Source organism: Paenibacillus sp. J22R56 (assembly GCF_056269375.1).
Genome location: NZ_JBWDNV010000001.1, coordinates 585,810 through 601,074, shown reverse-complemented (window position 1 = coordinate 601,074; position 15,265 = coordinate 585,810). Strand labels below are relative to the sequence as shown.

At 46.8% G+C, this 15,265-nt stretch carries 12 protein-coding genes; 9 read left to right on the top strand and 3 right to left on the bottom strand.

What is annotated here, in order from left to right; all coding sequences use genetic code 11:
* The first annotated feature begins 91 nt into the window (after nucleotides 1-91).
* From AC0YNT_RS02615 to AC0YNT_RS02590, 6 genes are all read left to right on the top strand, one after another.
* Nucleotides 92-784, top strand: coding sequence for a response regulator transcription factor (locus AC0YNT_RS02615; RefSeq protein WP_475803196.1), 693 nt, complete (start codon nucleotides 92-94; stop codon nucleotides 782-784).
* On the top strand, nucleotides 781-2,292 hold the full coding sequence (locus AC0YNT_RS02610; protein WP_475803195.1) for a HAMP domain-containing sensor histidine kinase: 1,512 nt from the start codon (nucleotides 781-783) through the stop codon (nucleotides 2,290-2,292). Before AC0YNT_RS02615 ends, AC0YNT_RS02610 begins: the two co-directional genes overlap by 4 nt.
* Before the next feature lie 101 nt (nucleotides 2,293-2,393).
* Nucleotides 2,394-3,524: a TolB-like translocation protein gene (locus tag AC0YNT_RS02605; RefSeq protein ID WP_475803194.1), complete on the top strand. Its 1,131-nt coding sequence runs from the start codon at nucleotides 2,394-2,396 to the stop codon at nucleotides 3,522-3,524.
* A 354-nt stretch (nucleotides 3,525-3,878) separates the two neighbouring features.
* Complete coding sequence (locus AC0YNT_RS02600; protein WP_475803193.1) at nucleotides 3,879-5,360, top strand: hypothetical protein; 1,482 nt, start codon at nucleotides 3,879-3,881, stop codon at nucleotides 5,358-5,360.
* Between the two features lie 246 nt (nucleotides 5,361-5,606).
* A complete protein-coding gene (locus AC0YNT_RS02595; RefSeq protein ID WP_475803192.1) occupies nucleotides 5,607-6,695 on the top strand; it encodes a hypothetical protein in 1,089 nt (362 codons plus the stop codon).
* A 132-nt stretch (nucleotides 6,696-6,827) separates the two neighbouring features.
* Nucleotides 6,828-7,709 (top strand): fumarylacetoacetate hydrolase family protein, encoded by an 882-nt coding sequence (locus AC0YNT_RS02590; RefSeq protein WP_475803191.1) that lies wholly within the window; start codon nucleotides 6,828-6,830, stop codon nucleotides 7,707-7,709.
* A 144-nt stretch (nucleotides 7,710-7,853) separates the two neighbouring features.
* On the opposite strand, the gene AC0YNT_RS02585 is transcribed toward AC0YNT_RS02590, so the two are convergent.
* Complete coding sequence (locus AC0YNT_RS02585; RefSeq protein ID WP_475803190.1) at nucleotides 7,854-8,711, bottom strand: helix-turn-helix transcriptional regulator; 858 nt, start codon at nucleotides 8,709-8,711, stop codon at nucleotides 7,854-7,856.
* A 158-nt stretch (nucleotides 8,712-8,869) separates the two neighbouring features.
* On the opposite strand from AC0YNT_RS02585, the gene fabF reads away from it, so the two are divergent.
* Complete coding sequence (gene fabF, locus AC0YNT_RS02580) at nucleotides 8,870-10,108, top strand: beta-ketoacyl-ACP synthase II (protein ID WP_475803189.1); 1,239 nt, start codon at nucleotides 8,870-8,872, stop codon at nucleotides 10,106-10,108.
* Here fabF and AC0YNT_RS02575 read toward each other — a convergent pair.
* Together AC0YNT_RS02575 and AC0YNT_RS02570 are read right to left on the bottom strand one after the other, a co-directional pair.
* The gene (locus AC0YNT_RS02575) at nucleotides 10,052-10,912 is read right to left on the bottom strand and encodes a WYL domain-containing protein (protein ID WP_475803188.1); all 861 of its coding nucleotides are present in this window, start codon (nucleotides 10,910-10,912) and stop codon (nucleotides 10,052-10,054) included. The genes fabF and AC0YNT_RS02575 overlap by 57 nt on opposite strands.
* Entirely contained in the window at nucleotides 10,863-12,215 is a 1,353-nt protein-coding gene (locus AC0YNT_RS02570) for a helix-turn-helix transcriptional regulator (RefSeq protein ID WP_475803187.1), read from the bottom strand. Before AC0YNT_RS02570 ends, AC0YNT_RS02575 begins: the two co-directional genes overlap by 50 nt.
* 1,120 nt (nucleotides 12,216-13,335) lie before the next feature.
* Between AC0YNT_RS02570 and AC0YNT_RS02565 the strand changes: the two genes are divergently transcribed.
* Together AC0YNT_RS02565 and AC0YNT_RS02560 are read left to right on the top strand one after the other, a co-directional pair.
* A complete protein-coding gene (locus tag AC0YNT_RS02565; RefSeq protein ID WP_475803186.1) occupies nucleotides 13,336-14,454 on the top strand; it encodes a slipin family protein in 1,119 nt (372 codons plus the stop codon).
* Nucleotides 14,455-14,466: 12 nt separating this feature from the next.
* Nucleotides 14,467-15,264: a nucleotidyltransferase domain-containing protein gene (locus AC0YNT_RS02560; RefSeq protein WP_475803185.1), complete on the top strand. Its 798-nt coding sequence runs from the start codon at nucleotides 14,467-14,469 to the stop codon at nucleotides 15,262-15,264.
* The last annotated feature ends 1 nt before the right edge of the window (nucleotide 15,265 follow it).

Here is a 15,265-nt window from a genome sequence, read left to right as displayed (position 1 = left end):
ACAAGTCCTTGCGCAGCAAGGGCTTTTTTTTGTTTTGTTTTTGTTATAATGAAAAGAATACATAGTAATACGGACGAGGAGTGAACACGGCATGATCAAAGTGCTGGTTGTAGATGATGAAGTTAGTATCTCCAGCGCGATTGCTTATGCGCTGCAGCGTGAAGGATATATAGTGGAGACGGCCGGAGATGGCTTGGAAGCACTGGAAAAGGCAGCAGTATTCAAGCCAGATGTAATGGTGCTTGATGTGATGATGCCAAAGATGAATGGCTACGAAGTGTGCCGAAAGCTTGACGAGAATAACAGACCAGCAGTTATGCTGCTTACGGTTAAGAACGATATTGTAGATAAGGTGCTTGGGCTTGAGCTTGGAGCCGACGATTATATGACGAAGCCGTTTGATATCCGGGAAGTGGTCGCACGGGTAAAGGCGCTGTACAGAAGGCGCCAGATTGAAACGCCGGATCCGGCTTCGAGCAAAGAGGGGCGGATCGAGCTTGGCGGGATATTGATCGAACTGCTCAGCCGCACGGTTAAAATTGATGGACAACTGCTTGATTTGACGCCAAAAGAGTTTGATTTGCTGGCGCTGCTAGCCCAGCATCCTGATCGGGTATATACCCGTGAGGCGCTGCTCGAGCAGGTGTGGGAGATGGATTTCGCTGGCGGAACCCGTACGGTAGATATTCATGTTCAACGGCTTCGCAAGAAGCTGGGTGATTGGCAAGGACACATCCAGACCGTGTATGGTATCGGTTATAAAAGCACGAGGACAAACTCATGACCCGATCCGCCGTTTCCCGGCATAAGTTGAGGATCGGTCTGAAAGGGAAAATAACCTTATTTCTCGCTTTGCTGCTCGCTTTTGTTGTGGTGCTGCTGAGTATGCTGGTGCTTGCGGGTATCCGTGAGGATCAACAAAGAAGGATGGAGCAAAACTTCGCCCAACTAGCGAATTCGGCGAATCTTCGGGTACGTGAGGAGTATTTGACTGGGGAACGGGTATCGCCAGATGAATTTATGGAACGAAATGGCCAAAGCCTGGCAGTGGATCTTGGTGGACAAAGCGGCATCGCGGTCACGCTGTATAGTGCTGCTGGGGAGTTTGCTGGGACATCGCTGCCTGTTCAGCCCCTGACCGATGTAAAGGAAGCACTTGCTCATACGGCCAAAGGTCAAGCGGCATACATTACACTAGGTAATCAGGTCTTGTACCTGGCACCTCTTTATAATGCTGATCAATTTCTTGGCAGTGTACAGTTCCATGGTTCGCTGCAAGAACAAAAAATGTTCTACCGTCATATCCGTGACTTGTTTATCGGGACAGGTGCTGCCGTATTGGCTGTTGGCCTCCTGCTCGGATATTTATACGTTTGGCGGCAAGTGTTTATCCTTGGGAAACTAAATCAGGCTGCCCGGGAGATCGGTCAAGGCCGTTATCTGGATAAGCCGCCTATCCGTCGGCGGGATGAAATCGGAGAGCTGTCAGAAGGGATTTATGATATGAGCGGCAGCATTTCTTCCTATGTTAACGAGTTAAATGAAGAGAAGCAGAAGCTGTTGACCGCTATCCAGCGATTACAGGAGCTTGAGCAGCAGCAGAAGCAATTTATCGGCAATATCAGCCATGAATTAAAAACCCCGTTAACTTCGATTCTCGCTTATTCGGATCTGCTTGGTATGTACAGTGATGATCCAGTTCTGCTGCAAAATGCTCGTATCCAGATCAGCAAAGAAGCGGAACGGTTATATGCCCTTATCGAGAAGGCGCTTCAGCTCTCATCAATGGATATTTACGATTTTGAGACAAATGCTGCCTTATTCGAGGTAAAGCCGCTGCTGGAAGAGGCTCTAGGACGGTTACATATCAAAGCGGAAAAGCGAGGTATTTCCCTTTCTTCCGATTTGATCGATGACCAGGTGTGGGCGGACCAGGAGAATCTTATGCATATGGTCACAAATCTGCTTGATAATGCGGTGAAATATAATCGTTCCGGAGGGTGGGTACGGCTATCGAACCGTTCGGAGACGGATGCGACTGGCGAACGTCGAGTTGTCATCGAAGTAGCGGACAACGGGATTGGTATTCCTGAAGAGCTGCAGAGTCAGATTTTTGATCCGTTTTATACGGTTAGTGATGATCGTTCACGCGAAACCGGAGGTACTGGACTTGGGCTCGCTTTGGTAAAGAGTCTGGCAGAGAAGCAGCATGGCTCCATCAAGCTGGCCGAATCTGGCCCCGAAGGCTCCCGATTCGTTATTTCCTTGCCCGGCGATCCGGTAGGTAACTAAATAATAAGGTTGTTACAACTTGGATACAATTCAGAGATGTTTTCGACATAAGGGGCTTTTATACTAAGAAAAACTGGTTATAAAGTCCGGGAGGATTAGCGATGAACAAGATCATAAAATTAGGCGCAGTGCTGTCGCTCGCAGCAGCTCTTGCAGCATGCTCCTCTACTCAGAATGGTGATCCTGCGAATAATGGTAATAACACGAATAAACACGGGGAATTGACGGTCGTTAAAGGCTCAAAGCCAAAACCGAATCAGGATGTTGTGGTGCAAAGCATTCACAGGTTCGAGGGAGCTAGTATGGAGAAGTGGCTGTCTGACGATCAGGTACAGCTCATGTATACCAAGATCGTCAAGAAAGCTACAGCTACGGAGGAGGCTCAATACGAATACACTACGATGAAGATTGATTTGAGCAATAACGAGCAGAAATCGGCCGTTGAGCCTGTGAAGAAGATTGAAACGGTCGAGAAGGAGCAGCCTTCGCCTGACGGAAAATATGTTTTCATCCAGCAGTGGAAGGATAAATATACGGCACGTAACTTTATTAAAGAAGTCAGCACCGGAAAAACGACAGAAATAACGGGCAGCAACTATTTGGAGAGCGGTGGCTGGCTGGACAATACAACTTATATTCTCGCTGCAGGTTCAATGAACGGACTTGGTGATATCCGTCAGATTAAGGTCGATGGAACCATGACGCTGCTGAAGCTTGATGATCCAGACCTGGGAGAACAGCCATTTACGAACTTCGGAACCGGCCAAGGTCATATTTATTACACGGATAGCAACCAGACCTTGAAGCAATTCGTACCTGGTGATCCGAAGCCAACCGTGCTGGTCAAAAATGTGATGACATTCCAGCTATCGCCTGATGGCAAACATCTTGCAGTCGAAGTTCAGAAGGAAGCCGGGAAGGCTGGCAGTGAGCTGCGTATATTTGATTCGAATGGAAGCGCGGAAGGGCTGTCTATTGCAAAAGGTGATTTGATCCCTTATATAGCGTGGTCACCGGATTCGATGAAGCTTGCGGCGGCGTTATATACTGAGAATCAGAGCGGGATGAACGGAGTCTATATTTTTGATTCGGCAACCGGTAAGGTTTCTCCAATCGGACCAAGTTATTTCCCTGAATATCCGCTAAGCTGGAATCCGTCAGGTACACGTCTTGGTGTAACGGTGTCGGATAAGAACGGTATAGCTGTCACACATATTATTGATTTCAAGTGAAGATCCGGATCAATTGATCCGGATCTTTTTTTATCTTATTTTTATCCCTATAAACGTTACAGGTTCGATACAAGCCCGATATGTTTTGGAGATATCGGCTTACTATACTAGGTTTATCAACAAGAACAACAACAAGCAATGAAGGAGAGAGCAACGAATGAATTAGAAACAAGTTGAGGCAAAATGTTTACAGGTTCGTTACAAGCTGGAAATGGTTTAGAGATATCGCCTTTATATACTGAAGTCAGTAAGGAGCTTCAAACAAGTGCAAACAGGTTATAAAAATCAGAGAGATAAAAAGGTTAGAAATTAGAAGAAAACATAAAAAAAACGATTCTAAAGGAGATTATAAAAATGAACAAAAACGTTAAAAGAACTGTTGCAACGATGATGATCGCAGGGATGACGTTTTCAGGAGCGGCTGGGGTATATGCTGGCACGAATATGCAAAAGATCAGTGCATTTTTGAACTACAGCATCGGCTTTAAAATTGACGGCAGCACTTATATTCCTAAAGATGAGAACGGAAATAAGCTTGCACCAATTACGTATCATGACACGACTTACTTGCCGGTTCGCGCCCTTTCCAATGCGTTGAATACACCAATCCAGTATGACAGCAAGACAAATACGATTTACATTGGTACAAGCACAACTGATCAGTGGGTATTGACGAACTATACAGCAGCTCAGCTAGACGAGATCAAGAAAGCTTTTGCTGGCTTCGACGGATTCGAAACAGCTTATGCTCCACAAATGATGATCAAAGGCGATGCCCTGCAAAAGGTAGCAACAACAGCAGATGGTGTAAACCTGCTCTTTAAGGATATGACAGTCAACGTATCGCCCCGTGATTACTCGTACGAATATGACGGTACAACGGTGACGTTATCGAACGGAGCAAAGGCAAAATGGTATACAGAAGGCAAAACGCAAATGCTGACTGTAAAAGTGGATGACCGTTATGTAACGGTAAGCTCCCCGAACGGGAAGCTGAGCAAATCCCAACTGGAAAAAGCAGTAGTAAGCGTAACGAAAGTGGGCGCTATCCAAACAGATCTAGTAAAAGTAACCTATACAGCAGCTCAACTGGATGAGCTCAAAAAAGCTTTTGCCAACTTTGACGGATTCGAAGTACCATATGCACCACAAATGATCGTAAATGGTGATGCATTGCAAAAATCAGCGGCTACTGCAGACGGTGTGAACCTGCTCTTCAACAACATGACAGTCAACGTATCGCCGCGTGATTACTCTTTTGAATATGACGGTACAACGGTGACGTTATCGAACGGTGCAAAAGCAAAATGGTATAAACCAGGCGATACTCAAATGCTGACTGTAAAAGTGGATGACCGTTATGTCACTTTGAGCTCCCCGAACGGGAAGTTAACTCAAGCTCAACTAGAAAAAGTAGCAGTTAACGTTGTAAAAGTGGGCGCTGTCCAAACGGATCTGGTAACAGTAACGTATTCGGCTGCTCAAACAAAAGCGATTAAAGAAGAATTTGCGAAATTTGACGGCTTCACTGCCGCTTATGCTCCAACAAAAATGGTAAAAGACGATGCGTTCCAAAAAGTAGCGAGCGGCGATTCTGTGAACTTCTTGTTCAAGCACATGAACGTTCAAATCTCACCACGTGACTACTCGTTTGGTTATGACAGCACGAATGTAACGCTGCCAAACGGTGTGAAAGCAAAATGGTTTACACCAAGTGATACAGCGATGCTTACTTTCCAAATTGACGACCGTTATGTGACAATCAGCTCGGCTGATAACAGCCTGACAAAGGCTCAAATCGAGCAAGTTGCAACTGGCGTAGCAAAATTGAAATAAGCTCTTAAGGACTCCCCGTTCAGCTTCTTCAGCTGTACGGGGAGTTTTTTTGTATAGGCGATTTTGAAATACAACTACAGAGTTTACAGGTTCGTTACAAGCCAGAAATGGTTTAGAGATATCGTCTCTATATACTGAAGTCAGTAAGGAGCTTCAAACAAGCGCATGCAGGTTATAAGAAATTAAAGAGATAAAAGGTTCAGAAGTTAAAAATACAAAAAACTCACTCTAAAGGAGATTATAAAAATGAACAAAAACGTTAAAAGAACTGTTGCAACGATGATGATCGCAGGGATGACGTTTTCAGGAGCGGCTGGGGTATATGCCGGCACGAATATGCAAAAGATCAGTGCATTTTTGAACTACAGCATCGGCTTTAAAGTTGACGGCAGCACTTATATTCCTAAAGATGAGAACGGAAATAAGCTTGCACCAATTACGTATCATGACACGACTTACCTGCCGGTTCGCGCCCTTTCCAATGCGTTGAATACACCAATCCAGTATGACAGCAAGACGAACACGATCTATATTGGTACAAGTACAACTGATCAGTGGGTATTGACGAACTATACAGCAGCTCAGCTCGACGAGATCAAGAAAGCTTTTGCTGGCTTCGACGGATTCGAAACGGCTTATGCTCCACAAATGATGATCAAAGGTGATGCCCTGCAAAAGGCAGCAGCAACAGCAGATGGCGTAAACCTGCTCTTCAAGAACATGACGGTAAATGTATCGCCGCGTGATTACTCGTACGAATATGACGGTACAACGGTGACTTTATCAAACGGAGCAAAAGCAAAATGGTATACAGAAGGCAAAACACAAATGCTGACTGTAAAAGTGGATGACCGTTTTGTAACGGTAAGCTCCCCGAGCGGGAAGCTGAGCAAATCCCAACTGGAAAAAGCAGTAGTAAGCGTAACAAAAGTGGGAGCTTCCCAAAACACGGATCTAACTGCTGTAACGTATACGGCAGCACAGACGAAGGAAATTAAAGCGGAATATGCCAAGTTTGATGGGTTTACAGCTGCTTACGCTCCCATGCAAATGGCAAAAGGAGATGCTTTTCAAAAAGTAGCAAGCGGAGATTCGGTTATCTTCTGGTTCAAACATATGACCGTCCAAATCTCGCCGCGTGACTATTCCTTCGGATATGACAGCACGAGTGTAACGCTTTCGAATGGTGTAAAAGCGAAATGGTTTAAGCCAAGTGACACGGCAATGTTGTCCTTCCAAATCGACGACCGCTATGTAACAATCAGCTCGGCGGATCAAGCTTTGACAAATGCTCAAATTGAGCAAATCGCAACTGGTGTGGGCAAGTTGAAATAAGGATTACAGCAGCTCCTTGTCCAGCCTATGTGCTGTACGGGGAGTTTTTTATTTTGTTCCAGGGATCAAGCAGGGCTATAATGGAGAAAGTTCCGCAATTATTTTTGTATCTCATATGGGGAGGATTTGTTCATGAGATTAGTCACTTTCAGAGAAAAGGAAGCTTTTGCTTCTTACCGCATGGGAATTTGGACGAATAAAGGGATCATCGATGCAAGCAGCGTTCCAGGAGCAGCAAACACAATAAGTGGATTATTGCATGGCGGAGAGACGGAATGGGAGAAGCTCCAACAATGTATTGCGGGCATGGAGGGTGAACAAGTCTTTTACATAAACGAATCGGAAATCGATTATGGTCCTTGTGTGCCGGAGCCAGGGAAAATCATTTGTATCGGCCTCAATTACCGCAAACATGCGGAGGAGACCAACATGCCGCTGCCGGAATATCCGATTTTGTTCAGCAAATTTAATAACGCGCTGGCGGCTCATGGGGATGCTGTGCCTCTGCCGCAGGCCACGCAGAAGGTTGATTATGAGGCGGAGCTCGCCATTGTGATCGGACGTACGGCGAAAAATGTATCTATGGATGAAGCACTTGATTATGTATTTGGTTATTGTGCATCTAATGATCTGTCAGCTCGTGATTTGCAGACGCGGACAAGCCAGTGGCTGGCCGGTAAATCCTGCGATAAATTCGCGCCGATCGGGCCATACCTTGTCTCCAAGGATGAGGTAGGAGATCCGAATACACTCCGGATCAGTTGTACGGTTAATGGCGAAGTTCGCCAAGACTCGAATACATCCGATATGATCTTTAACTGCCAGGAGATTGTGAGCTATATCTCGCAATGTATGACCCTACAGCCGGGAGACATTATTCTTACCGGTACTCCGGAAGGTGTTATGATGGGTTATCCGCCTGAGAAGCAGGTATATCTCAAAGCTGGAGATGTTGTGACCATTGAAATCGAGAAGCTTGGTGCTCTGACCAATCGTATGGTTGCAGACATTTAATAAGTTAGTGCAAGCATAAACGGCTGCACCGGTCTTAGTAAGGAGCAGCATACGTTTTGCGGGTGAAATATAAGCACAGTATAGAGAAAACTTATACTTTCTTATATTTTGAAAAAGAAAGCCGTCTTGGCCTCTGATCGAGGGCTAAGACGGCTTTCCTCGCATCAGCTTGCTTAATTTTTCTTCCGTATCGCTGTCTGGTGCTGGAGTATAAATGCTGCAGCGCAGATCCGACCCGCCTTGTAATTGCAAGGAGGTGAGATGGAAGAGCATTTTCCCTGCCTTCGCATGCCGGAATTCAAGCACCACCTCGGGCGCCGTACGAACCTCGCTATGCTCCCACAGCTCTTGGAAATCCGGGTGCAGCTCCATCATTTCCTTCAAAAACTGATCATACCAATTATCCTCTACATATTGCCCGTAATAAGCACGGAAGATCGATAAAAAGCCGCTGGCGAACTGCTTCCAGTTAACAGCGAGACGCTTCAGCTCTTGCCGTGTAAAAAGAAGTCTGATCATATTTCGTTCCTGCTCGGGAATCTGGGCAAAATCAACAAAGACATGTGCAGCAGCTTCATTCCAGCCAACAATCTGGCAGCGGCGGTCCGAGATGATAGAAGGACATTGCCTTAGTTCCTGTAAAATTTTTCGTAACGGCGGACTGACAGCATCGGAGGAGTAAGAAGGGACTACGCTTGTGGATAATGTTCCAGTTCCAGACTCCATGGCAAGGCCATACAAGTAGTTGCGTTCATCATGAGTGAGGCGCAGCGCGGAAGCGACGGCATCCAGCACATTGGGCGATACTTGAATATCCCGGCCTTGCTCCAGCCATGTATACCAGGTCGTACTTACGCCGGCCAGCACAGCAACCTCTTCCCGTCTTAGGCCAGGTGTTCTTCTTCGGATACCTGGTGGCAGACCAGCATCTTCGGGAGATAGTTTGGCGCGTTGTGCTTTAAGAAAGCTGGAGAGAGCGGCTAGCCTTGTTCTATGATTCATATCGCTTGATACCTCCATTAGGATTGTTCATAGTACTCATTATACTAGGATAAACAACAACTTGTAATAGGATAACGACTGTGGCAACATGAGTTAATATCAGGTACTAATTTTCAAGTGCTGAGGAAGCAATATCTAATGAAGGAGTGTTGATGAATATGGAACGAGTCGTTGTTACCGGAATGGGAGTTATCTCACCGCTTGGAAATTCGGTTGATGAAATGTGGACCCGGATGAAGCAGGGCGAATCGGGTATTTCTCGTATAGAGGCTTTTGATACAGCAAGGTTAAAAACCAAAATGGCAGGGGTAATAAGCGGCTTTGACCCGGAAGGATTGTTTGGGAGAAAAGAAGCAAGAAAGATGGATCGTTTCGTTCAATTTGCCGTTGCGGCAGCTGATCAAGCAATCAGTAATGCAGGGCTGAAGCTCGATGAAATGGATCGGGACCGGATTGGCGTATATGTTGGGTCAGGAATCGGCGGGTTAAGTACATTGGTGGAACAGGACCGCATATTACGTGATCGCGGACCGGAGCGTGTTAGTCCAATGCTCGTACCGATGATGATTGCGAACATGGCGGCGGCATCCATCAGCATTCGATACCAGTTAACAGGTCCAACACTAGCGCCGGTTACCGCCTGCTCAATCGGGAATACGGCGATTGGTGAAGCGATGAGGCTCATTCGGCTTGGTATCGCTGATATCGTTATTGCAGGAGGGGCTGAGGCTGCGGTAAATGAACTGTCTCTTGCAAGCTTTGGCAATGCCCAAGCTTTATCTTCACGAAATGATGATCCTAAGGCAGCTAGCCGGCCTTTTGATACAGATCGGGATGGATTTGTGATGTCAGAAGGAGCAGGTATCGTTGTTCTTGAATCTCTCGCTCATGCTCAGAAACGGAATGCTGAGATTTATGGAGAAGTCTTGGGTTATGGAGCGAGCTCCGATGCTTATCATGTCGTGGCCACACATCCTGAAGGGGCAGGGGCGTTTACGGCAATGCGGACGGCTATTGCTGATGCAGGAATCAGCCCATCTGATGTGGATATAATCAGCGCGCATGCAACAAGTACAGGACTTGGCGACCGCTCGGAAGGGCAGGCCATCAGCCGAATGTTTGGCGAGGAGGCCAGCCGGATCGCGGTGACGGCGAACAAGTCCATGTTAGGCCATATGCTTGGTGCAGCGGGCGGCATTGAAGCGATTGCTCTAATACAAAGTCTTCGCGAAGGTATCGTGCCGCCTACGATAAACTTGGAGCAGTTGGATCCAGAATGCGGAATTACCAATGTCTCTTCGCATCTACAATCTGCTCCGCTGCGTATTGGGGTATCCAATTCATTCGGCTTCGGCGGACATAACGCCGTTATTGTCCTCAGCCGGTTCGAGGGTTAATCCGTAACGGGCTAAAGATTTCTGTGCGGCTTCGCGCATTCGAAACTTCATAAAAGGATGGTCAGTCACACGGACACGAAGGCCGAGAAAACGAAGCTTTGACAGAATATATTCCGTTTCATCGCCAAGAAAGGTCAATTTAATCGTATAAGTGTCCGCCTGCTCTTCATAATGAACTTGCTTGTCAAAGCAGGAGAAGGCATAAAGAATACGTGAAAGCTCTTTGTTATATGCCGGAATGATCTCAATTGCTGCGTGCTGCATACGCTTGTCGAGTTGTCTAGCAAGCGTTGCGGCCGCCTGATCAAAAAACTCCGCACTTACAGGTATCTCCTCCACCTGTTGAATGCTCCTCAATTTGGTCGACATCAATGAGCGCGTTCGCCTGTTGTACCATAGAAGATACCACTCCCGTTTCACCATGGAATATTCCAGCTTATACGGAACGCCGGTTTGACGGGGCAAGATTGTCCCGTCCTTGCGGGAATAGAGGAGCTGCATGCCGGATTTGTTCACGATCATCCGCCGAAGTGTCCGCATTAGCGGATGATAGATGGAGGAAGAAACGCTGCCAGCTTTTTCTACAATAATGCCGCGTATACGTTCAGGGTCCTGCAGCTTGTCATCCATACCAAGAATTTGCCGAAGTCTTGCCAGCGTATCGACTTCAAGTGCTGAAGCAGCTTCCGGATGCTCCAGCATTATCAGGAGCCAGCGTCGTTCTTGTGTAGTAACGGCAATGGCACCATGCTCATCAAGCTGTGCCATCATCTTGTAATTGAATATTTTTTCGAACAGGTTCATAATAAGCCGCCAGCTCCTTCCATTCTTTAATCAGCTCTCGGCGTAATGCCGAAGGCTCTAACACCTCACAGCTTGATCCAAAGCTGCGCAGCCAAGGCTTAATCTCCTGTGTGCCATTAACCGTTATCTCGAAGAGGAAAGACTCCTCATCCTGTTCTGTTATTACTCCCCATTGTCCTTGCAGAAGCACCCGTTCTTTGATGAAGTTGCGTTTTGAGCCGAATGGATTAAAAAACCTCACTTTCACTTCTACGGGCCTGCCCATATCGACCAGCCAGCTAAATTGCGTATTCCGCTCAAGCGAGGCTAGCTTCGTCTGATACTCCTCTTCGTTAACTAGAACACTTTCCTCAAGCTGTGTAAGGCCCTCCATCCGGAAGATGGCAACACCAGATCTGCCTGAGCTATAGCCAAGCAAATACCAACGTCCATATTGATGGTCATAGGCAACTTTCAGCGGCAGCATCTCGATCAGCCTGCCTTCGGATTGCCGGGCGAACAGTGGATTTGTATTTTTCGAATGATAGCTTTGATTCGATTTTGGTGTGAAGTAATGGAAGCTCAGCTTCCGTCTTGCTTCAATCGCCTGCATGATCGTATAGAGATGCGCTTCGTCCAGAATACGCGAATGATAATGGTATTTATATAAGAAAAGATCGCTTGCTCCATCTGGCAGCTGCCGCCGTCTCATCGCCTTCTTCAGGCTGTCACGGAGCAGGTATCCTTGAACGGAAGGGACTTGCGTATTCGCCATTACGTCTACAAAAGCATACAAGTCCGATAATTCCTCATCCGTCAGTTCGCTGACAAAATCATTATGCGCGGTATACTTCTGCGGTCTTCCACCTGATAGTCGCCTTATGACGCCAGCCTGCTCCAAATATTTTAGATCGGAACGGATTGTTTTCTCATCTGGCAGGGACAGCTCCTCGGGTATCCCTTCGCTGCAAAGGTCTAATATCTCTAGGGATGTGAGCGACTGCTCCTGTAAAACAGCGATGATGAGGGATAACCGATAGCTCTCGGATTCCTTAAGTGACTTGGAGCGGAACAGGAAAAGCAGCAGCGGATCTGCTGATTCGTAATAGCTCGTCCGGAGCATATCCGACATTGCTTTGTTCGGTTCCTCTGCAGCTTGCTGCTGGACCGACCCGGCAATATCTTTCAGCCGCCGGATCGTCTTATCGAAGGTATGTACAGAGATGCCAAGCCGGTCAGCAAACTGCTGCCGATTATAGGCGCCGCTTGTCAGTACAAGCATGCGGAGGAATTGAATTTCTTTATCAAAGCTTTCTTTTGCCACGTTTCCTAAGGCCCCTTTCGAAAGGAAGAGGATTGATTCTTTTATTGTAACAAGCGATGGAGGAAGAGGATAGAAAAGTTTGAGTGAATGCTTCTGATGAAAGTTTTTTAAGGAAGTAACGGTAAAAACAGTTTCTATCTCTCTGGCAGTACAAGGTACGTTGGATTTTATCCATTAGCTTTGAATCCATTTGTTATTTGAGATCCTCTATGCTGGATTTCATCCAACCTAATCAAGCTTCTTCATGAATTACTCGGATCAAAGAGCGTATTTCACTGTATGGAATCCAACGTAGCAGAGCAAGTGACGTCAGTCTAACCAGCAAGGTGGACGAAATCCAATGTAGCATCAGGGATGGGTGACGCTGTGAAAAGTTTAGGTTTATGCTTTCGAAGAAACTTTTCACAGAAAAACGCTGTGAAAAGTTTCAGCCTGTGCTTTCGAAGAAACTTTTCACAGAAAAACGCTGTGAAAAGTTTCAGCGTATGCTTCCGAAGTGAATTTTCCTATGGAAAATTTTAAGTTTATGCTTTCGAAGTAACTTTTCACAGAAAAACGCTGTGAAAAGTTTTAATCGCCATACTTTTACCATGTTCCGGAAGTGTGATCTGAATGATAATAGGTTTTGTAAAGCAACGACCGGGCCGAACCGGGCTGGGATTTCGATGGATGATCAATCCCGCAGCGCCGGTACAGTCTCTGTACGTGGTGTGCTGTCGGAGTCGGAACGTACTTTACGACAAAGCGGAGGTTCGATTCCTCCATCGTCCTGTTAAGACGATCTTGGTTGAGCCAATACTCGACTTTCACTCGAGTGAATTCAAACATGTAATAATGCAGTTGGCGAAAATGCTCAGCAGGCTCTTATAGCTGCACCAAACACGGAAGCTATGCAGTTCGCGGATACCGATCTGGAGATGCACTGCATCAATGGCTGCTGCACAAAGTGAGTGAGAGCAAGCTAGGCAAGAATGCTTGTTTCGCTGCTGGATGCGTACGCCGGAGAGCAGAACAATATCCGTTCTTAAGCTGGACTCCGCTTCTGGTTAGGGAGCATTTTCACCATAAGCACAAAATCAAGCTAATTGTGTGGTAATTCATTTTAGGAGGTTATCTACCTATGACTACATATATAAACAAGATTACAATTCAAAATGACCAGCGAGGATTGTTATTCAAGGATGGCAGCTATACTCGTCTGCTTGGTCCGGGCAAGCATCGCTTTCCCTTTTTCGCGAAAATGACGGTCTATGTGATGGATGTGACGAAGCCATTTGTGGTACCGGGCAAGGAGCTGGCGTTGTTCCTGCATGACAGTAATTTGATGGAAGAGCTTCTTGTTGTAGATGTCGCTGATGATGAATACGTGCTTCACTATGAAGATAATAGATGCAAGGGCGTCCTAAAGGCAGGGAAACATGCCTTTTGGCAATCCGCAATTACGCATACGTTCACTCGGTTGAACACGCTGGAGATTGAACTGCCAGCAACGCTTAAAGCGGCTGATCTGATGAAGCTGAACGGACTTTACAGCACCCATGAGGTCGCAGGACATGAGAGAGGCTTCTTGTTCTATGATAATGTGCTGCAGCGCGAGCTTGGTCCCGGCAAATACCGGTTCTGGCACACGCCAGTTACCGTATCCGTCCGAACAGTTGATATGCGCCGTCAGCAGCTTGATCTAACCGGTCAAGAAATGATGACAGAGGATAAAGTGACACTGCGGTTAAACTTTGTCAGCCAGTATGTCATGAAAGATCCGCTTAAGGCGATGGAGATTAAAGGATTCGAAGAACAGCTGTATATCCAGCTTCAATTAATACTGCGGGAATATGTAGGGACAATGAAGCTTGACGAGCTGCTTCGTACGAAGCAGGAGATTGGTGCTTTTGTGCTGGAGCGGCTGGCAGTAAGGAGCGGGGAGTATGGTGTTGCGTTCCTAAGTGCAGGGGTGAAGGACATCATTCTGCCGGGCGAAGTGAAGGACATTATGAATACGGTACTTCTAGCGGAGAAAAAAGCGCAGGCTAATCTCATTACCCGCCGAGAGGAAACCGCATCTACGAGAAGCCTGCTGAACACGGCAAAGCTGATGGATGAGAACGCAACGCTGTACCGCTTGAAGGAGCTCGAGTTCTTGGAGAAAATATGCGATAACGTCGGAAGTGTATCATTAACGGGTGGAGGCAATTTAGTTGAGCAGTTAAATCAGCTGCTGGGCGGCAAACGTACAAATTAGGGGGAGTGCGGCATGAATGAATACTATCGGTTGAAGATCGAAGCCGAGCTTGCTCGCATCGAGGAGGAGGAGAATGTCCGTATCCTGTATGCCTGCGAGTCCGGTTCCAGGGCTTGGGGCTTTCCTTCGAAAGACAGTGATTATGACGTTCGTTTCCTCTACGTACGCCCAGTGGAATGGTATTTATCGATCCGGGAGCGCCGGGATGTGATCGAACGTCCGATCAGTGAGATGCTTGATATTAATGGCTGGGATTTACGTAAGGCGCTGGGCTTGTTCAGCAAGTCGAATCCACCTCTCCTGGAATGGCTGCAATCGACGATCCGGTATCGTGAGCCTTACTCAACAGCTGAACGTATACGTACCTTTTCCCAAGCTACCTTTTCACCAAAGTCCTGTATGTTTCATTATCTTCATATGGCAAAGGGCAATTACCGGGAATATTTGCAGGGCGATACGGTACGGGTGAAAAAATATTTCTACGTCCTTCGTCCACTGCTTGCCTGCGGCTGGATTGAGAAATATAACGCAATGCCGCCTATCCTGTTCGATCAGCTTGTTGCTGAGCTGGTGCCCGCTGAAAGCGAGCTGTATCGCATCATTCAAAACCTGCTTGTGCGAAAACGTGCCGGAGAAGAGCTCAGCATGGAGCCACGTATCGAGCAGCTTAATGATTATTTGGAAGCCCAAATCACTTATTACGAGCAGGCAGCCAAAGCATTACATTCAGCTGAAGGTCTAGCGGATGAACAGCTGGATGAGCTGTTCCGGCATGCTTTGCTGGAGGCATGGGGAAAAGTAAGTGTATAAT